The 19,216-nt window shown below is 62.6% G+C and carries 21 protein-coding genes; 15 read left to right on the top strand and 6 right to left on the bottom strand.

Annotation, left to right across the window (positions count from 1 at the left end; translation table 11 throughout):
• Positions 1-89 precede the first annotated feature (89 nt).
• On the bottom strand, positions 90-2,003 hold the full coding sequence (locus DM826_RS12630; RefSeq protein WP_165853314.1) for a Cdc6/Cdc18 family protein: 1,914 nt from the start codon (positions 2,001-2,003) through the stop codon (positions 90-92).
• A 909-nt stretch (positions 2,004-2,912) separates the two neighbouring features.
• Here DM826_RS12630 and DM826_RS12625 point away from each other — a divergent pair.
• Genes DM826_RS12625 through DM826_RS12615 form a run of 3 tightly spaced genes read left to right on the top strand, consistent with a single transcriptional unit; the run spans position 2,913 to position 4,697 of the window.
• The gene (locus tag DM826_RS12625; RefSeq protein WP_120103776.1) at positions 2,913-3,554 is read left to right on the top strand and encodes an Era-like GTP-binding protein; all 642 of its coding nucleotides are present in this window, start codon (positions 2,913-2,915) and stop codon (positions 3,552-3,554) included.
• Positions 3,554-3,955 carry a DUF2073 domain-containing protein gene (locus DM826_RS12620; RefSeq protein WP_120103775.1) on the top strand — a complete coding sequence of 134 codons (402 nt, stop codon included), beginning with the start codon at positions 3,554-3,556 and terminating at the stop codon, positions 3,953-3,955. The genes DM826_RS12625 and DM826_RS12620 overlap by 1 nt, the downstream gene beginning before the upstream one ends.
• A gap of 4 nt (positions 3,956-3,959) precedes the next feature.
• On the top strand, positions 3,960-4,697 hold the full coding sequence (locus tag DM826_RS12615) for an OapC/ArvC family zinc-ribbon domain-containing protein (RefSeq protein WP_120103774.1): 738 nt from the start codon (positions 3,960-3,962) through the stop codon (positions 4,695-4,697).
• Positions 4,698-4,720: 23 nt separating this feature from the next.
• Here the strand turns inward: DM826_RS12615 and DM826_RS12610 are convergent, their stop codons facing one another.
• Entirely contained in the window at positions 4,721-5,716 is a 996-nt protein-coding gene (locus DM826_RS12610) for a radical SAM protein (protein ID WP_120103773.1), read from the bottom strand.
• Between the two features lie 144 nt (positions 5,717-5,860).
• Between DM826_RS12610 and DM826_RS12605 the strand changes: the two genes are divergently transcribed.
• Both DM826_RS12605 and DM826_RS12600 read left to right on the top strand, forming a co-directional pair.
• Positions 5,861-6,520 (top strand): DUF6517 family protein, encoded by a 660-nt coding sequence (locus DM826_RS12605; protein ID WP_120103772.1) that lies wholly within the window; start codon positions 5,861-5,863, stop codon positions 6,518-6,520.
• Positions 6,521-6,592: 72 nt separating this feature from the next.
• Positions 6,593-7,708 (top strand): DUF373 family protein, encoded by a 1,116-nt coding sequence (locus tag DM826_RS12600; protein WP_120103771.1) that lies wholly within the window; start codon positions 6,593-6,595, stop codon positions 7,706-7,708.
• Between the two features lie 44 nt (positions 7,709-7,752).
• Here the strand turns inward: DM826_RS12600 and pyrE are convergent, their stop codons facing one another.
• Positions 7,753-8,274 carry an orotate phosphoribosyltransferase gene (gene pyrE / locus DM826_RS12595; RefSeq protein WP_120103770.1) on the bottom strand — a complete coding sequence of 174 codons (522 nt, stop codon included), beginning with the start codon at positions 8,272-8,274 and terminating at the stop codon, positions 7,753-7,755.
• Between the two features lie 278 nt (positions 8,275-8,552).
• On the opposite strand from pyrE, the gene DM826_RS12590 reads away from it, so the two are divergent.
• The gene (locus tag DM826_RS12590) at positions 8,553-9,557 is read left to right on the top strand and encodes an arsenic resistance protein (protein WP_120103769.1); all 1,005 of its coding nucleotides are present in this window, start codon (positions 8,553-8,555) and stop codon (positions 9,555-9,557) included.
• Positions 9,558-9,571: 14 nt separating this feature from the next.
• On the opposite strand, the gene DM826_RS12585 is transcribed toward DM826_RS12590, so the two are convergent.
• Positions 9,572-10,600: a methyltransferase domain-containing protein gene (locus DM826_RS12585; protein WP_120103768.1), complete on the bottom strand. Its 1,029-nt coding sequence runs from the start codon at positions 10,598-10,600 to the stop codon at positions 9,572-9,574.
• 100 nt (positions 10,601-10,700) lie between these two features.
• Here DM826_RS12585 and DM826_RS12580 point away from each other — a divergent pair, with 100 nt between their 5' ends.
• Both DM826_RS12580 and DM826_RS12575 read left to right on the top strand, forming a co-directional pair.
• The gene (locus DM826_RS12580; RefSeq protein WP_120103767.1) at positions 10,701-11,039 is read left to right on the top strand and encodes a DUF5658 family protein; all 339 of its coding nucleotides are present in this window, start codon (positions 10,701-10,703) and stop codon (positions 11,037-11,039) included.
• Positions 11,040-11,131: 92 nt separating this feature from the next.
• Entirely contained in the window at positions 11,132-11,527 is a 396-nt protein-coding gene (locus tag DM826_RS12575; protein ID WP_120103766.1) for a DUF7473 family protein, read from the top strand.
• A gap of 26 nt (positions 11,528-11,553) precedes the next feature.
• Here DM826_RS12575 and hisG read toward each other — a convergent pair whose 3' ends face one another.
• Positions 11,554-12,399, bottom strand: coding sequence for an ATP phosphoribosyltransferase (hisG, locus tag DM826_RS12570; protein ID WP_120103765.1), 846 nt, complete (start codon positions 12,397-12,399; stop codon positions 11,554-11,556).
• 376 nt (positions 12,400-12,775) lie between these two features.
• Between hisG and DM826_RS12565 the strand changes: the two genes are divergently transcribed.
• From DM826_RS12565 to DM826_RS12540, 6 genes are all read left to right on the top strand, one after another.
• Complete coding sequence (locus tag DM826_RS12565) at positions 12,776-13,453, top strand: M48 family metalloprotease (RefSeq protein WP_120103764.1); 678 nt, start codon at positions 12,776-12,778, stop codon at positions 13,451-13,453.
• Positions 13,454-13,522: 69 nt separating this feature from the next.
• A complete protein-coding gene (locus DM826_RS12560) occupies positions 13,523-14,830 on the top strand; it encodes an amidohydrolase (protein WP_120103763.1) in 1,308 nt (435 codons plus the stop codon).
• Positions 14,831-14,891: 61 nt separating this feature from the next.
• Positions 14,892-16,181, top strand: coding sequence for an adenosylhomocysteinase (locus DM826_RS12555; RefSeq protein WP_120103762.1), 1,290 nt, complete (start codon positions 14,892-14,894; stop codon positions 16,179-16,181).
• 74 nt (positions 16,182-16,255) lie between these two features.
• On the top strand, positions 16,256-16,483 hold the full coding sequence (locus DM826_RS12550; RefSeq protein ID WP_120103761.1) for a hypothetical protein: 228 nt from the start codon (positions 16,256-16,258) through the stop codon (positions 16,481-16,483).
• A 109-nt stretch (positions 16,484-16,592) separates the two neighbouring features.
• Complete coding sequence (hjc, locus tag DM826_RS12545; RefSeq protein ID WP_120103760.1) at positions 16,593-17,015, top strand: Holliday junction resolvase Hjc; 423 nt, start codon at positions 16,593-16,595, stop codon at positions 17,013-17,015.
• A gap of 83 nt (positions 17,016-17,098) precedes the next feature.
• Complete coding sequence (locus DM826_RS12540) at positions 17,099-17,308, top strand: DUF7472 family protein (RefSeq protein ID WP_120103759.1); 210 nt, start codon at positions 17,099-17,101, stop codon at positions 17,306-17,308.
• Positions 17,309-17,321: 13 nt separating this feature from the next.
• On the opposite strand, the gene DM826_RS12535 is transcribed toward DM826_RS12540, so the two are convergent.
• Entirely contained in the window at positions 17,322-18,431 is a 1,110-nt protein-coding gene (locus DM826_RS12535) for a DNA primase large subunit PriL (protein WP_120103820.1), read from the bottom strand.
• A gap of 121 nt (positions 18,432-18,552) precedes the next feature.
• On the opposite strand from DM826_RS12535, the gene DM826_RS12530 reads away from it, so the two are divergent.
• The gene (locus tag DM826_RS12530; protein ID WP_120103758.1) at positions 18,553-19,146 is read left to right on the top strand and encodes a DUF7474 family protein; all 594 of its coding nucleotides are present in this window, start codon (positions 18,553-18,555) and stop codon (positions 19,144-19,146) included.
• Positions 19,147-19,216: the final 70 nt, after the last annotated feature.

The following is a 19,216-nucleotide window of genomic DNA, read 5'->3' as shown; positions in this document are numbered from 1 at the left end:
ACTCCATCAAAACCATTGTCGTACGGCTATCGAATCGAAACGGCGACCGCCAGCGAGCGGCTGTAGTTGGCAGGGGATGTAAGCGGAAATCAGTTGTCGAAGCGAGCTTGGACGAACGGTTGGACGTCGTCGATGTTGCCAAGTCGGGAGTCCGACAGCAGGACGGCCTCAGTTTCTTCAAGCGGTACCGAGAGACTCATCTCCTTCGTACGCCCGTAGCGACCCTTCGAGACGACGACAGCGTTGACGATGCCGAGCATGTCGAGTTCGCTGATGAGATCGGTGACCCGGCGTTGGGTCAGCACGTCGGCGTCGATCTCCTCACAGAGGCGTTTGTAGATGTTGAACACCTCGCCGGTGTTGATGTTGTGGACGCCGTTTTGTTCCAACAGGATGATCGAAAAGAGGACGATCTTGCTTTGCGTCGGGAGGGTGCGGACGACCTCAACAACACGATCAAGTTCGATCTTATCCTGCGCCTGTCGGACGTGTTCTTCCTCGACGATATCGGCCTGACTCCGCTCGGCGAGTTCGCCGGCCGTTCGGAGGAGGTCGAGTGCGCGGCGGGCATCCCCGTGTTCCTGGGCCGCAAACGCTGAACACAGCGGGATCACGTCACCGGTGAGCGCGTCGGGTTTGAACGCGACCTCGGCGCGGTGTTGGAGGATATCGCCGAGTTGGGTGGCGTCATACGGCGGGAAGACGATCTCCTCTTCGCCAAGTGAGGATTTGACGCGTGGATCGAGGAAATCGGTGAATTTGAGATCGTTCGAGATCCCCATAATCGAGATCCGGGAGTTTGTCAGCTCGTTGTTCATCCGCGAGAGGTTATACAGGGTGTCGTCGCCGCTTTTCTCGACGAGCTTGTCGATCTCGTCGAGCATGATGACGACCACGCGCTCGTTATAGTCGACGGCCTCGAAGAAGGTGCTGTAGACGCGGTCGGTCGGCCATCCGGTCATCGGGACGGGCTCCATCTCCTCGGCGTCAGCCTCTAGGGCTTCGATGCGCTCGTCGACGGCGTCGACCGAGGTGTACTGCTCGGTGACGATCGGGAGACTCCCCTCAGGGTCGGCCTCGGCGTTGGTTTCGGCATCCGGGATTGAGACCGTTGTCTCGTCGGCGTCGGTGTCGCTGACGGTGGCTGTTATGTCAGGGCCGCCCGCGGCGAGCTCCTCGCGGACGGTTTCGAGTGCGTCGATCCGAGACTCGATGAGGGCGACGTTCTTTTCGATGAATTTGTTGGCGAGTTGCGCGAGGACGCGATACTGGGTATCGGTGACCTCGCAGTTGATATACTCAACCTCACAGGGAACGTCGTACTTTTCGGAGGTCGACTCCAGCTCCTGGCTGACGTACTTCGCACTCGCAGTTTTGCCGGTTCCGGTTTTGCCGTAGATCAGGATATTAGAAGGCGTGTCGCCGCGAAGCGCGGAGACGAGGATCGTCGCCATCTGGTTGATCTGGTCGTTGCGATGGGGGAGTTCACGCGGAGTATAGGACGGCCGCAGGACTTCCTTGTTCTCGAAGATGGGTTCACCGGAGAGGAGGTCGTCGAACAACCCCTCGCTGTCGTCGGCCGCGTCCGGATCGGGATCAAGATCAAAATCGAGATCCGAGGAGGCAGTCGAGCGATCGCGGCTCCAGTCGGCGTCAGCGAGATCGAGATCGTCAAGTGACCGATCCGCTGAGGGGATCGGATCCGACGCCAACACCGAGGAGGGATCGGTAGTGGGATCGTCCCGCTCCGGGACAGTAGTATCTCCATCTCCGTCGGACAGATTCAGCTCAGAGCCGTCTGATTCCCCGGACAGATTCGGCTTGGAGCCGTCTGATTCCGCTGTATCGTCCGCACTCGCGGTGTCAGCGTCGATTGCGTCGCTGTGGGTGGCGTCAGCGCTCGTGTCGTCGGCCTCGCCGTCACCGGTCGCCGGCCGATCGGACGGCGGTGTCGACTCGGCGTCGGTTGACTCGTCGTGCTGTCGGTCGTGATCGTCGGTCATTGATCCCATCCCATCGTCCTGTGTTCCGCGTTCCACCCTCTGTTTCACATGGAGTCGTCAACACGAACACCCGAAATCGGTCACAAGACCGGAGAGCGTGTCGGTTTTGCCGGATCGGGGACTGTTGACGTGCTCAAATGATGCAGGCGAAACAGAGGGAGACATGGTACAAAAACGTTCTCACTTTGGATACTATTTGCCGATAGCTCCCGGACAGGAAGCCCGGTACTGGCGATCAGCCAAGAACCGATTGGGCTCACCACCGAGTAGAGACGTCGAACGGTGGGAATTCCGTGAGCCGCACGAGAGATGGACGATGAGTCGGACGTGGTGATTCCTACTGAGGAGCTTGAACACAACTCGTGACGAAGTGATATCTGGATGGGATCTCTGACACCCCCACCCCTTTGTTTCGAGTGGAACAGTGTCGTTGTGTGGTGGCAGTGGCTACTGTTTGTTTCTTGAAGCTAGTCTAGTGTCTAATACAACCAACCACCAAAATAAAATAATCTATATTTCCTGCAATACGGGTTTGGTTTAACAGTATAACATATGAATGTTTTGGGATTAAGTAGCCGTGTCGAGGTACCCCTTCTCTACGTGTTTCCACTCGAAACAAAGGGGTGGGGGGCTAGTCGATATCCCTGACCCGATACACCGAGACTCCATCGGCTCCACAGCGAGCATGCTCAACGTCGATAACGCTGTCACCACTTCCACCGCTACCACCATTTTTGCCACTGGTACCAGTGTTTCCACATCGGAAGTAGGCTCACTTCGCCGCTTCCGGCCAGTTTTCGCTGAATCCGGCCGCTCAGCCCTGTCTGACGCAGTGTTTAAGTGTTCACGGAATGCAAGGTGCGTCATACGCCCTTCCACGCGAAACAGGGGAGGTGCGGGAGTGTCAGGATGGGTTTACTCACAAATCTCAAGGACAGCGTCTCGCGGGTCACCGACCGGCTGTTCGCCTCGGACGATCCGAAACGGATCGGTATCTACGGACCGCCGAACGCCGGAAAGACGACCCTCGCAAACCGTATCGCACGTGATTGGACTGGCGACGCTATCGGGCCTGAAAGCCACGTTCCACACGAAACACGCCGTGCACGACGCAAGGAAGGCGTCGATATCGAACGCAACGGCCGCTCGGTCACCATCGACATCGTCGACACCCCTGGTGTCGCAACCAAGGTCGACTACAAGGAGTTCCTCGATCACGACATCGAGAAAGACGACGCGATCCGTCGCTCCCGGGAAGCGACCGAAGGGGTCGCCGAAGCCATGCACTGGCTCCGAGAGGATGTTGACGGCGTCATCTACGTCCTCGATTCGACGACCGACCCGTTCACACAGGTCAACACGATGCTTATCGGCATCATCGAGAGCCGTGATCTCCCCGTCCTCATCTTCGCCAACAAGATCGATCTTGATGAGGCCGATATCAAACGCGTCGCCGACGCCTTCCCCCAGCACGAGACCGTCCCACTGTCGGCCCTTGAGGGCGACAACATGGACGAAGTGTACGACAAAATCGCGGAGTATTTCGGATAATGCCTGAAGCAACACCCTCGGATTCCACGACGGAATCGCAAAACGGTGTCCAGATCGACCTGATTAGCGGGTCACGGATGGAGGGGCTTCGGAGCATGGAGAAGATCCGGCTCATCCTCGATGGCGTCCGCGATGGCAACATCGTCATCCTCGAAGAGGGCCTCTCGCCCGACGAGGAGTCGAAACTCATCGAGGTGACGATGACCGAGATCAGCCCCGACGACTTCACCGGCATCGAGATCGAGAGCTACCCCCACGAGGAGGCGGCCGACCAGAGCTTCCTCGACCGCCTCATGGGTCGGGAGTCGACAAAGAAACTGACCGTCATCGGCCCCGCAAACCAGATCGAAACCCTGCATAAGGACGACCAACTCATCAGCGCGCTGGTTTCCCGGAAGTAGCGTCATGCCCCACCAGTGTACCAACTGCGGCCATGTCTTCCCCGACGGCTCCAAGGAGATGCTCTCGGGGTGTCCCGACTGCGGCGGCAACAAGTTCCAGTTCAAACAGGGCTCTGTCGACGACGTCACCGACGCCGCGGACGATCCCAGCGACAGCCAGCCCGCAGCCGACCGCCCAGCCGACAGTCCCGACACCACCTCGGCTGCGCCCGAGTCCACTGGTGAGACAGCAACTGGTGAGTCATCCTCCCCTGCTGCCGACTCGACTTCTTCGCCCGACCCACAAACCGCTGACTCACCCCCGACAACCGCCGACCCAGGCTCAACCGGAGAGCCTACTGATTCATCTACCGCTGACGCCAGCGATGCCGAACTGATGGATTCAAACCGTACTCAAGACGGTGAATCACCGGCCCAATCGACGGCTCGATCGGATGTTGTTTCCGACGACGAACTCCCGGATGCCCCGCCATCTGAGTCACAGTCCCCCACTCCCGACGAGTCTCGCGATTCGTCGACCGATCCCGACACACCAGCCGACGAGACTGCTTCCGCGGGCCTCGATCAACTCCGGCAAGAGCTCAACGACCAGTTCGAAAGTATCCGTATCGTCAGCCCGGGCCAGTACGAACTAAATCTGATGGAGCTCTACGATCGCAACGAGTACATCATCTCTCTGCGCGAGGACGGCCGCTATGTCATCGAAGTCCCCGACGGTTGGGGTGCTGACGAGCCGAACTAATCGCTAACAGAAACAGTCGGTTGCTACGCCAGCGGTGTCCGCTCGACGACCGTTCCGTCGACGGTCGGATACTGCTCGACGATCTCGCCGTCGCTCACATCACCGTCTTCGACCATCTCTTCGAGTAGCCACCACGCCAACTCGACGTGATCCGATTTGACGGTGTAGAACTCCTCGGGAACCCCGAGTTCTTCCAGTCGAGCCTCGGGCTCCCATGTTTTCCCGTAGACGAGGGTGCCATCGTCGGTGATCTCGTCGAACTCACGGCCGATGACGCGGGCCATCCGCTTCAGTCGGTTGCGGTGTTGGGCGGCGTCCTTGAAGACGCTCGTACAGAAGTAGACGCGTTCGTGGTCGCCCATCGTCTCCAGGATCTCTTCTTTCGAGCCGTCGACGGCGGACATGTGGCCGTCCTGGAGTTCGTATCCTTTCTCCTGCATTCGACGGTAGTTCCCGTCGCTCATCTCGAACTCGTTGATGTTGCAGAACTCGGCCGCGCCCTCGTCGAGAAACTCGAGGAACTCTTCTTCGGCACGGATACCGGGAATCTCAAAGGCCGGTGTCATCCCCTCCTCGCGAGCGATATGCAGAATCTCTTCCCACTCAGTACCATGCAACTCGCCCCACTGCTCGTACGGTGGGTGGAACCGAATCTCGTCGAGGCCGGCCTCCGAGAGTCGCCGCATGTTCTCGCGGCCGCCCGTAATCCCGGTGTAGAGGTGGGTGTGGTGGTCTTCCCCAAATTCGTCTTTCAGCATGCGAAGATAGCGACAGGTTTTCTCCATCGCTTCCTGCGGTTCACCACCGGTAATGGAGGTGCCCAGCGCGTCCATCCGGTGGGCCTCCTCGATGATGTCCTCGTCGTTTTCGACGAGGCGTTCGTTGGCGTAGACGTCGGTGACGTTCTTGCGGTTTTCCCCAAGCGGACAGTAGAAACAATCCCGCTGGTCACAGTAGCCGTAGACGAAAAGCACCATCTTCCCGCCTTTGGCACACTGTTCGCAGCCTTTGGAGATCATCAGTTACCCAGTATATCGTTCCCCACCACAAAAACCGTCCGAAACGCCGAGCGCGTAATGAAAACCGGTGTCACGCTGGGATTTCCGCTCTTCGTCTTGCTGGGTTGCCCTGCCGTTTATCCGCCGTCACGCCCACTCTCGACCATGGATTCCACACGTCGTCGGCTGCTTGCGGGCTCCGGTACTCTCGGTCTCGCCTCGCTGGCCGGCTGTTCCGCCCTCGATTTCGCCCTCGGCAACGAGTCGCTCAGTTTCGAGGCTGACCGCGCTATCGTCGGCGAAGCAACGCTTGCGGAAAGTCGCTACACCGAATCGAGCCGCACCGAAGATACGATCACCCGGACATTCGAGGCTGCAGGCCAGCGCCGCGATGTCGATGTCACCAACAAGATCACTGAGTACGACCGCGGATTCTCGATTCTCGGCCAGGAGTACCGCTGGGCGACGTTTACGGTTCTCTCGACGCCGAAGGTCGAACTCCTCGGCGAGGCGTTCAACCCCGTTGCCGACATGTCGACCGACGATCTCGTCGCCATGATCCAGGATCGGTACGATCAACTCGGTAACGTTGAACGCGACAGTACCCGCTCGGTCGATCATCTCGGCGACTCTGTCGAGGTTGTTCGTTACCGTGCCGAGGGGCGGTTCACCGAGGCCGACATCGAACTCGAACTCACGCTTCATATCACCAACGCTGTCCCCGTCGGCGAGGATTTCGTCGTCTGCTTCGGCGTTCACCCCCGCCGGATCGACGACACCGACGCGATCAACGCGCTTCTCGGCGGCGTCGAACACACCGCCTAACTCGGTGACAACCCGCGGCGCTCGCTTCCCCCCAGAAAAGTCTTAACCGGTCGCTCGCGTACCTTCGTATGCATGCTGCTCGTCCTCTGTATCGACCTCGACGATGATGTCGGCCGGAAGACCGACATCGACACCCCGGTCGTCGGCAGCGATGCGGTTCGGGAGGCCGCCATCGCCTTGGCGACGGTCGATCCGGAGGACTCCGATCTCAACGTCATGTTCCAGGGGCTCTCGACATACGACTCCCTGCAGGCCGAGGACGACGAGGCCGTCGAGGTCGCCGTCGTCACCGGCGTCGAGGGCAACGATGTCACCGCTAACCGAACTATCGGCGACGAGATCGATACGGTGCTGGCGGGCCTCCAGACCGGCGAAGAGGTCAGCGCGATCGTCATCACCGACGGGGCCCAAGACGAGTCGGTGATCCCGATCATTCGCTCGCGGATGCCGATCGACGGCGTCCAGCGTGTCGTCGTCCGGCAGGCCCAAAACCTCGAATCGATGTACTACACGATCAAGCAGGTGTTGGCCGACCCCGAGACCCGCGGGACGATCCTCGTCCCGCTCGGGATTCTCCTCCTCATTTACCCGATGGTCGTCATCGCCGGCGCGTTCGATGTCGCTGGCGCGGTTCTCCTCGGCCTCTTGTCGGCACTCTTGGGGCTCTACACCCTGTTTCGCGGGCTCGGGTTGGAGGATAGCATCGATGCGACGGCCGACCGGATCCGCAACGGGCTGTACGCCGGTCGGGCGACGCTGATCACCTACGTCGTCGCCCTCGCGCTCGTCATCGTCGGCGGCGTCCAGGGTGTCTCCTTGGTCGAAACAGTCACCCCGACCGGCAGCGACACGCCCACGATTGTGACCACAGCGGCAGCTTTCGTTCACGGCTCAGTCCAGTGGTTTGCGGCCGCCGGGATCACCAGCAGCCTCGGCCAGGTCACCGACGAGTATCTCGCCGACCGCTTCCGGTGGCGGTATCTCAACGCGCCGTTCTACGTCGTCGCCATCGCCATCGTCCTCTACGGACTGTCGGGGTTCTTCCTCCCGGATATCGCCGGGATCGCCGCCTTCACGCTCCCGGATCTGGCGATCGCGCTCACCGTCGGGACGCTGTTGGGCGTCCTCAGCACGCTCACCTTCGCGGTCGTCGAATCCCGGTATCCGGCGACACCGGAGCCAGCCTGATTAGCTACTGTTGACCGCTGCCGGCTACTGTTGACCGCTGCCGACTACTGATCGGCCAGTAACTCGCTCGCGGTCACGAGCGCGTCAAGTTCGAGATCATGCTCCGCCAGCGTCTCGGCCGCACCTTCCTCGCGATCAACGACGACGAGCACCCGATTTACCACCGCGCCGGCCTCGCGCAGTGCTTCGGCGGCTTCGACTGCCGAGGTACCAGTTGTTGCAATATCTTCCAGTACGACGACCTCCTCGCCCTCGTCCAGCCGTCCCTCAATTCGGTTACCGGTGCCGTACTCCTTGGCCTGTTTGCGGGCGATCACGTAGGGGCGACCGGTTTCGACGGCCGTCACCGCGACCAGGGGAACCGCACCGAGGGCGACACCGGCGAGCTTTGGTTCGTCAATTTCGGCAGCGAAGGCCGCCGAAATCAGCTCCAAACACTGCGGGTTGGTCTCGAAGAGGTATTTGTCGACGTAGTAGTCGCTGGTGCCACCATGGGAGAGTTCGAACTCGCCGTACTGCACGGCGTCGGCGTCGCGTAAGGCATCGATGAGTGCCTGATTGGTCATACGCGCACTCGGCCAGCCGTCGGCTTAAACGGGGTGGATCCCGACTGCTCCGGCGGTTACAGAACACCACCAACCGCTTATGAGCGAACGACACCGGGCGATATTAGTGTCCTAAAAACACTATTCTATATCTCGACACAGTCGGTTTTAGCCGATGAAACCAGTATTGAAAGCCGTTAATTAGTTATTGTTTCTCTCCCCGATCGATAGTTTTGTATAATACAGGCACAACTAATGGGTATGAACGACTCTCAGCCGATCATCGGTCGGAGGCAGCCATGATCCGCTCCTTCCTCATCACCCTGAAACAGAATCTGATCTACGTTGTCATCGCCTCGCTGGTCGGCGGTCTCGCGTTCGGTCAGATCGTCGGGGGCGATATCAAGAGCCTGCTGCGATCAGCGGTGGTGCCCGTCTTATTCCTGATGATCTACCCGATGATGATCAACATCGATCTCCGAGAGATCCTCTATGTGCGAACGCACGCAAAGGTTGTCAGCCTCAGCCTGCTGCTCAACTTCGTGTTCGCGCCGCTGGTGGCGGTCGGCCTCGGCCGGCTGTTTTTTGCCGGCTCGGTCGGCTATACGATCGGTTTATACTTCATCGCGCTGATCCCGTCTTCGGGGATGACCGCCGCCTGGACCGGACTGGCCGGCGGTGATCTGGAATCCGCCTTAGTCGCTATGTCGGTGAATCTGCTGGCGGCGATCGCCATCCTCCCGGCGTATCTGTCGCTGCTGGTGCCCGGCAGTGTCGGATTCGAACCAGCAGCCCTCTACCGGCAGCTTGCAACCGTGATCGTCGGGCCGATGATCGCCGGGACGGCCACCCGGTGGTGGCTACTCCGTCGATACAAGTCGGACGGGCTCAAGCGACTCAAACCCGTGTTTGGTGGGCTGAGCTCGCTGGGTGTGATGTTGATCGTCTTTATCGCGATGACAATGCGGTCGGCCTCAATCCTTTCGGATCCTGTGACCTCCGCGACCACGATCATCCCGTTGCTCGCGTTCTACGCCGTGATCTTGGCTGTGGGTGCGGGACTTGGCCGCCTGCTGTTGTCCGATGAGCTTGGCATCTCGCTGGTGTACGTGACGAGCATGCGGAACCTCTCGATCGCTGTGGCGATCGTTGTCGCCAGCGACAGCCTTCCGACCGAGGCTGTGCTCCCGATCGCCTTGGCCTATATTATCCAGCCGCCGCTGGGGGCCGTGTACATGCACTACCGCCGGGATGTCGTCGAGGAGGGATTATCAATCAGGCAGGCCGTCGCCGGGATGATCTAACCGGAGAAGATCGGCTAACCGGACAGTACGTGGACGTGCCGCACCAACGAGCCATGAACCCGGCGTTCGAACCGCCGTTCGACTGTCCACCCCGCTTCCTGTGCGGCATCGTCCCACGATCTGTCGGCGACGACGACCGCCTGCGGGGCGATCCGGCGCGCTTCCCGTAGCGCGCCGCCAACGAGGTCGCCCAACTCGTGGCGGGCGATCTTTGATTGGCGGCCGTAGGGGGCGTCGAAGACGACTGCGTCGGCCATGTCGTCGACAAGCGGAAGCGCGGTCGCGTCGCCACGGAGCACGCTGATGTCGCCGTCGAACTCCTCGCCAGCCGTCTCGCGCAGTGCGGCCAGATTCTCCCGGCTCCCACGGGCCATCTTCCATTGGGCGTCGATACCGACTACGTCGCTGCCGACGAGGCCGGCCTCTAACAGCAGCCCGCCGGTGCCGCACATCGGATCGACGACCGTGGTTCCCGAGCCGGCACCCGCGATGTTCACGAGCGCGCGGGCGTCTAAGGGAGCCATACTCCCAGGCTGGACAAAGGGTCGATCCGTGGGTTGGCGCTCGCCGTAGTCCCGCCGGCTCTCGACGGCGAGCCAGCCGAGGAGACAGCAGGCGTCGCCGTTCGTCTCGTCCGCGTCGTTCGTATCGTTGCTGCCGGCGAACAACACCCGCAGTTCGTGGTCGGGATCGTCGAGATCCACCTCAAACCCGCGATCGACGAGAACGCCGCCGAGCTGCCGTTCGGCCGCCTGCGTGCTGACGCCTGTTTGGCTTCGCACGTCGCGGGCCCGAACCGCGACCGAGCCCTCGCGGTCGATCTTCGCTGCGCGGAGCGCGGCCACCGCGGCCTCGATATCGGCGTCGGTTTTTCCAATAAGTTCGCTGGCCGCATGCGTGTAGGCGAGCCGCCGGACGCCCGCGGGGTCGATCCCGCGGGCCGTCGCTACCCCGCCGGCGACGACCGCGACGGCACTCCCAGCCGACCCGGCCTCGCAGGCCGCGAAGGCGTCCTCGTCTCCGGCGAGTTCCAGACAGTACACGCATCGATCCACTCGTAGATCGGCTTTCAGCGTGTCGATTCCGGGGGCCCAGCCATTGCCAACCCGGTGTGCTCTTGTCGGTTCGCCCGCCACTCGGTGTATGGCACTCCCCGCTGTCGACCTCGGGTGGTGGTTGCTTGCGGTGTTCTGCTACGGCGTCGGCGACTACGTGACAACGGTCGTCGCTGTCCGGCGGTACGCGGTTGTTGAGGCAAACCCTGTCGTCAGCCGTCTCCTCTCGCGGCAGCCTGGGCCGCTCGGCTTTGCCGTCCTCAAACTCGCTACGCTGGCGGTCACGTTCGCGGGCTATCTCGTCATCGCCGACCGTTCGATCGCGGTCGGGATTCCGATCGTTGTCGCGGCTATCGGTATCCTCGTGACACTGTCGAACCTGCGGGCGATCATCCGCAGTCGCCGACTCACTGCGAACTCACACTGAATCTGTTCCAGTTGAAACACTGGGTGCCAGTGTTGCCACATATCGCGTCGCCAAACGACAGATTCGACACCCCCCGGGCTCTGTGTACAGCTATGTCGGTGGCTGGATCGTCGGTGTCGGCCCCGCTCGCCCTGCAAACATCCCCGAGCCCGACGGCTGTCCTCGGCACAGTTGGGCTGTTAGCACTGTTTTTGTCGGTGACAGCCCATCTCGCGGCCCGGAACGTCCTTGGCGATGTCGCCGTCGTCAAAGCACTCGGTGTCGGCATCGGCCCCGCAATCATCTCGACGGTGACGACGCTTCTATCGCTGCCGAGCGTCCTCGGTGTGGGGCTCGCCCTCGCAGTCGACGCTGGGGCGATCTACCTGCTCTATCGCCAACCGCGGCGGACGACCGCGTTGATCACCGCGATCCACGCGATCGTGACCGTCATCCTTGGTGCGGTCGTTGGCGGAGCGGTGATCCTCTATCTGAGCGCGCCGGCCTGATCACCGTCGGTAAGCTGCTCCGGCAGCTATTCGACGAGCCGTTCGATCTCGGTGACGAGAATCCCGGTCGCGCCCGCGGCTTTCAGGTCGTTGATGACCTCGAAGACTTCGCGTTCATCGACGACGACGTGGACCGCCAGATCGTCGCTGCCGGCGACATCCATCACCGTCGGCCCGCCGAGCCCGGGGATTACGTCCTTGACGGCTTCCAGATCCTCGCTGGCGACGTTCATCATCAGGTACCGCTTGTCGTCGGCTGCCAGCACCGACTCGAAGGCAGTCGTAAGCTGCTGGACTTTGTCGTCGTCGGCCGTTTCGGGACGGGCGAACAGCCGCACCGAACTCTGTAACACCTCGTCGATGATCGCCAGGCGATTGACCGCGAGCGTCGTTCCCGTCGAGGTGATGTCGACGATAGCGTCGGCCATCTCGACGTGTGGCGTCAACTCGGTCGCGCCCGTGACTTCGATGATGTCGGTGTCGATCCCCTGCTCCTCGAAGTACTCGCGGGTGATCCGCGGGAACTCGGTGGCAACTGTTTTGTCTTCCAACTGCTCGGGTTCGCTGATCTCGCCGTCTTCGGGAGCTGCGAGGACGAGTCGGCACTGGCCGAACTCCAGGTCGACCAGTTCGTCGAGATCGGTGCCGGATTCGCGTTCCTGATCGAGGCCGGTGATCCCGACGGCGGCCGCGCCGTCGGCGACGTACTCGGGGATGTCCGCGGCGCGGGCGAACAGCACGGTCACGTCGGGATCGACTGTCTCGGCGTAGAGCTTCCGGTCGGCCCCGTTTTCGATCCGCAGCCCGGCGCGTTCGAGTAGCTTCACCGTCGGCTCGTGGAGGCGCCCCTTGTTGGGCACGGCGATGCGCATACTCGCTTCTCTCGGTGACGGGGCAACTGTCTTTCCCTCTATACGTGACAGTCTTCGGCTACGCAGTTGTCTCAAGGCCGTAGATGTAGAAAGCCCTCGGCTCTCTCGACTCCCGCGGCTCGCTGCGCTCCTCACTCGCTTCGCTCGTTGCGGTGCTTGCGTCGTCCCCAGAAATCTCCGATTTCTGGTGTGCGGACGAGAGCTTCGCTCTCGTCAACGCCGGGGTTCGTCGAGAGAGCCTCGCCCTTTCAGTCCGCCAGGAAGTCGGTTGCTTGGCTGGCCGACCTACCTGCTTGATTGCTCCTTACGAACTCCCCCGCTGCTGGTGGGAACGCGGAGCGGAACCGCTATGGGGCCGTCGGCCGCAGTCGGGTGTATGACTGCGGTCGCTGCTCCATTACAGGCAACCATCGATCCGTGGTGGTTCGTCGTCGCCGCTGTCGTCCTGTTTCTGGTGATGGCCGCCCTTGGCCCGCGAGTGTCGCTATCGCTTCGAGAGACACGCTCGCCGATGACCGACGAGCAGGATGCTCTCGACGCGTTGCTTGCGGCAGCCGACCTCGACCCGCCGGCGATCCACATCTCCGAGACGGCCGATCCGTCGTCGATCAAAATCTCGCTTCACGGCCTCCCGGGTCGCCGCCAGTTATTGCTCACCGAGGGTTTTCTCGATTCTCTCGATGACGCGACGGCGACCGCGCTGCTGACGGCCGAAGCCCAGCGCGGTCGTCTCTTCTATCTCGAATACCGCGCGTTCGCCTCCGCAATTGTCATCGGCGTCGCCACCGCGATGTTCGGCGGCTTGATCGCGTTTTCAAACGGGCTGTTCGTCATCGCGCTCACCGCGCTCGTCCTCTTCTGGATCGGCCGCCAACTCCAGTTCCGCGCGGATCGAGCGGCCGCCGATCGCGTCGGTGCCGACGCGCTGGCCGACGCCTTCGAGGCGGTCGCCGACCACCGCGGCGTCGATCCCGAGGGAGCGACGTGGCGCACGTACTTCGAGGTGCAGCCGCCGCTCGGCCAGCGGATCGACCGGCTGCGCGCGGACGAGTAGCTGTTTCGGCTGCCCGGACTCACGCTGCCAACCCGGCCTGATTAAGAGACCCGCGGTGCAATCGCCGGTATGACCGAGACGGCATTCGACGACACCGTCGTCATCGAGGGCGGGCACGTCCTCACGCCCGACTTCGAGGTGCGCGAGGCCGATGTACTGATCGACCGCGCGGCCGGCGTGGTGCTTGACGTTGACGACGACCTCGACGGCGACGAGACGCTCGACGCAACCGACTCGCTGGTGATGCCGGGGCTCGTCAACGCCCACACCCACGTCGCCATGACGCTGCTCCGCGGCTACGCCGACGACAAGCCCTTAGATTCCTGGCTCCAGGAGGACATCTGGCCGGTCGAAGCCGAGTTGACGCCCGAGGACATCCGCGTCGGCACCGAACTCGGACTCGTCGAATTCATCACAAACGGAATCACCGGCTTCGCCGACAGCTACTTCGAAGTCCCCGAAATCGCCGCCGCGACCGAGGAATCTGGGCTCCGCGCTAACCTCTGTCACGCCTTTATCAGCGTCGGCAAGGACGACGAGGGAGCCCGTGCCGACGCACAGGAGGGCCTCGACATCGCTCGCGAGTTCGACGGCGCGGCCGACGGCCGGATCACCACGGCGTTGATGCCGCATTCGCTGACGACTGTCGAAACCGAGTATTTGGAGGAGTTCGTCCCCCAGGCCCGCGAGGCCGGCGTCCCGCTGCACTTCCACGCCAACGAGACCGAAAACGAGGTCGGCCCCATCGTCGACGACCACGGCGTCCGCCCGCTCGAATACGCCGACGACCTCGGAATGCTGACCGAGGATGACTTCCTCGCCCACTGCGTCCACGTCGACGAGACCGAAATCGACCTACTGGCCGAGACGGGTGCGAGCGTGATCCACTGCCCGGCCTCGAACATGAAACTCGCAAGCGGGATCGCCCCGATTCAGGAGATGCTCGACGCCGGCGTCAACGTCGGACTCGGCACCGACGGCGCGGCCTCGAACAACGATCTCGATCTGTTCGACGAAATTCGGGACGCAGCCATGCTCGGCAAACTGGCCCGCGGCGACGCCCGCGATGTCGCCGCCGAGTCTGCGGTACGGATGGCGACGGAGGGCAGCGCGTCGGCCATCGGCTTGCCTGTCGGCGAACTCGAAGCCGGCGGCGTCGCCGACATCGCAGTCGTCGACTTCAACGCGCCGCACCTCACACCAGTCCACGACTACGTGAGCCACCTCGCCTACGCGGTACGTGGCTCGGACGTTCGCCACACGATCTGTGACGGCGAGATCCTGATGGAAGACCGTGAGGTCAAGACGCTGGACGAAGCGACGATCCGCGAGCAGGCGAGCGAGCACGCCGCCGACCTGGTCGCTCGCGCCGAGTAACCCGCTAGTCCCGTGTCGCCGTCTTCGGTACCGTTTTCACCGCCTCGCCCGATGGTTCCGTATGAGCGAATCCGCGTATCCGCCGGTCGACGCGCATCTCGATGACCCCGAATCGGCCCGCAGCGAGGGCCGCCGCAAGATGGAGTGGGCACTCCAGCATATGCCTATCCTCCAATCACTCCGCGAGGAGTTCGAAGCCGAGCAACCACTCGCCGGCAAGACGGTCGGCATGGCGATGCACGTCGAAGCCAAGACGGCCAATCTGGTCGAACTCCTGGCGCTTGGCGGCGCGGAAGTCGCCATCACCGGCTGTAATCCGCTGTCGACCCACGACGACGTGAGCGCGGCCCTCGACGCCCACGAGAACATCACCTCCTATGCCGTCCGCGGTGTCGACGACGACGAGTATTACGACGCCATCGACGCCGTCATCGACCACGAGCCGACGATCACCGTCGACGACGGAATGGACATGATCGCGGCGATCCACGAGGATCACCCCGACCTCATTGACACCATCGTCGGCGGCTGCGAGGAGACGACCACCGGCGTCCACCGACTCCGCGCCATGGACGACGACGGTGCGCTCGAATATCCGGTTTTCGCGGTCAACGACACGCCGATGAAGACGCTGTTTGACAACGTCCACGGTACCGGCGAGTCCTCGCTGGCGACGATTGCGATGACGACGAACCTCTCGTTTGCCGGCAAGAACGTCGTCGTCGCCGGCTACGGCTACTGCGGCAAGGGCGTCGCCAAGAAAGCCTCAGGCCAGAACGCGAACGTCACCGTCACCGAGGTCGATCCCCGGAAAGCCCTCGAAGCCCACATGGAGGGCTACGACGTGCAACCGATGAAAGAGGCGGCCGCCGAAGCCGACCTTATCTTGACGACCACTGGCAACCGCGATGTCGTCGTTGAGGAGCACTTCGACGTGATGCCCGACGGCGTTCTGCTGGCGAACGCGGGCCACTTCGATATCGAGATCGACCTCGTTGCACTCGAAGAGAAAGCCGTCGACGTCTACGAGGCCCGCGATGGTGTCGAGGCCTACGAGCTGCCTGACGGCCGCCGGCTCAACGTGCTCGCGGAGGGCCGACTGGTCAACCTCGCCGCGCCCATCGCGCTCGGCCATCCGGTCGAGGTGATGGATCAGAGCTTCGGCGTGCAGGCGGTCTGTGTCCGCGAACTCGCCGCCAACGGCGACGCCTACGATGCGGGTGTCCACGACGTGCCGGACGACCTCGATCGGGAAATCGCCGAGATCAAACTCGACGCCGAGGGCGTCGCCCACGACTCGCTGAGCGACGAACAGAGAGAATACCTCGATAGCTGGGATCACGGAACGTAGTCGGCGGGACGCCATCGCCCGCGGCTCGCCGCTGGAACCGTCGCACTTTTGCCCTCGCTTGAAGCACTACGGGTATGAACGTCGGTTGGGCATACCTCGGGCTGGCCGCCATCTGCGTGATCGTCGGCGCGTATATGGGGATGATCCAGGAGCGACTGCTTGGCGATTTCGTGATGCTCATCTCCCTCCCGCTGATCTACGTTGGATCGACGAGTCTCGCCGCCGGCGACGTCGCCGAGAAACTAAGCGAAAACGCCATCGGGAGCAGCACAGAGTCGAGCAAGGACTCTGACGAGCCGTGAGCCGGCGGCCGTATCCTTTTGAGCGCACCCGCCCATCTCCCCGTATGCACCGCACGCGACGACTCCGCCGACCGCACCGACTGCTTGCACCGACTGCCCCCAGCCACCGATGAGTGCCAACCGCAAGGGCGACCGCCGCGAACGCGAGTTGGTCAACCAGCTTGATGCGGCCGGCTTCGCGGTCATGCGCGCACCGGCCAGCGGGAGTGCGACCGACCGCGACCTTCCAGATGTGTTGGCCGGCGACGACGGCCGATTTTACGCCATCGAAGCCAAATCCTCCAGCGGCGACCCGATCTATCTCTCCGGCGAGGAGGTCGAAGCCCTGATCTACTTCGCCCAGAACTTCGGCGCGAAAGCCCGGATCGCCGTCCGCTTCGACCGTGAGGACTGGTATTTCTTCCATCCGGGCGACCTCTATACGACCGACGGCGGCAACTACCGCGTCAAAAAGGAGACCGCTCTCGCCGATGGTACCGATTTCGACGAACTCGTCGGCCACAGCGAGCGAACGACGCTCGACGACCTCTGATCGCCCGACGCCGACCCGATCGCTGCGGCCGCTGCCGTCGGCGGTTTCGAAGCCCTTTTGCGCCGGCCTCCAGAATCCGAGGTATGGAAATCGACGCGGAACTCCGCCGGCAGATCGTTGCGTCGCTGTTTGCCGTCGGGCTGTTCCTCGTGAGTCTTGTCGCTATCGGCGTCGTGTTCAACGGCACCGACGGCTTCGATCCGACCGGTGGCTTCGCACTCGTCGGCGCACTCGCCGGGTTTATTCTGTTGATGGCTGCCGTCGGCTTCGGCCTTGCCCGCGCCGGCGACTGATCCGTTTGATTTCTCACTCGCTGTCGTCCACTGCTGCTTGCTCCCGCCAGTCGACGAGGTCGTCGTCGGTCGCCTCCAGTTGGTGTTGGTAGTACGCCAGCGGATGGCCGGCGACCTTCCAGTGGTCGTCCTCGTTGTGGCAGATCCCGTAGGTGCTCAGCGTTTCACACGACGGCGGCGGGTACTGCGTTCCACGGTCGGCCTGCAGATACTCGATCTGGTAGCGGATCCCCTCGGGATCAAGCGAGGATTCCCCACAGAAGGCGACGATCTCGTCGGCATCCATCCCGATCCCGGTGAGAAACGCCATCAGCGTGAACTGCTCGATAGCTTCGAGTTCGATCCCGTCTTCGGCCTTCTGCAACAGGTTCTCGATACACGGCGGGAACAGCTCGCGGGCGACAAAATCGATCTCGCCGACCGTGGTGCGCTCTGACAGCAGCCGCCGTAGCTCGGTGAGTTCGGCCTCCAACTCGGCGGCGATCCCCTCGTCCTTGTCGAGGCCCTCGAAGGGCAGCCCCTCGGCGACCCGCCGGCGGATCGCCGCCCGCAGCAGCCGAAACAGCTCCTCGCGGTCGACCCGCACCTGCCCGTCGCTGAGTTCGCGGTTGACCAACCGCCAGTCGTCGCCGAGCCCGGTCGCCAGATCGAGATACGTTCCCACCTCGATCCAAAACCACTCCGGGGCGGCCGCCGGCTGTGGCGTGTCGGCCTCGGGCGTGATCGCCCCATCGAGTCCGAGTTCGGCGATCAGCGTTGCGCGATCGAGGCTGGCGTCTGGCGTACTCCGGAGCTCGCTGCCGGCGGTGTCAAGATCATCTTTGAGCCGCTCGATCGCGGTTTTGGCCTCCGCGGCGGCGTACTTCTCGACGGCTGCCGGTGAGTCGAGCAACGATACGAGAATGCGGGCGATCGGATACGACAACAGCTCGTCTTCAAGCCGCCACTCATCGGGCGTTTCGGCGTCGACACGGCCGGCCAACAGCGCGCGTTCAACCCGCTCGCGGCCGCGGTCGACGGCCGGCTCGTCGTTGGCGACAAGCGTTCCCAGATCGACACCCGTCTCGGTGACAGTCTCTCGGGCCGCAGCGAGAAACGGATACCGGGCGTCTCGGGGGGTGATCGCCATCGTACGCCGTCTTCACAAGCGGGGTGAATAAGCCCGACGGTCAGCGGCGTCGCCTTGTCCGCGGCACCGTCATCAGTGACGTAAAGTATAATCACCGCGCGCCGAACTATCGGTCGTGCCGCGTTTCAGCTACCCCTGTCCCGGCTGTCGGACGACCAACAGCCTCCATGATCCCGACTGCCGGTTTGAGGGTACCCCGTGGCCAACCATCGAGAAGGCTTACATCGATTGTCTTGCCGTTCTGACCGCCGAGGAGCTCACCGAGGCGGAGCTTCGATCGTCGGTCGACAGCGAGTGGAGCGACCGCCATACCGCCGCGTTGGCGACGCTCAAATCGCTCAACCGGATCGAGCAGGCCGACGATGGCACCCTCCGACTGCTGACGGCCGCCGAGTACGCCGAACAAGTGTCGGAACCCTCCATCGAGCCGATGGCAACGATCTACGAACACGGCTCGGTGCCGGGCTGTCACGACAACGCGGTGTTTGCGATGATCGCGTGGTACGAGATGGTCGACCTCTCGTGGCCCGAAACGAAGGACAACGTCGTCACGTGGCTCCGGGAGTCCGGCGCGTGGGATCGCGGCGGCTTCGAGGAATCATCCCCGGAGGAACTCGTTGAGAGCAAACGCCACGTCTACGAATCGGGCTACGGCTGGAAACAGGCCGGCCAAGAGGCCAAAGCCGTCATCGACCGCCATCTCGGCTAGCGCTGTCTCGCTACGCTGTGCTGCGGCCCGCCGCCAAATCTCCAGTCGAAGCAGGGCCGAAGGAAACGCC

It is taken from the genome of Halonotius aquaticus, from assembly GCF_003605575.1.
Classification (GTDB): Archaea; Halobacteriota; Halobacteria; order Halobacteriales; family Haloferacaceae; genus Halonotius; species Halonotius aquaticus.
This window is presented reverse-complemented; position numbering and strand designations above follow the sequence as displayed.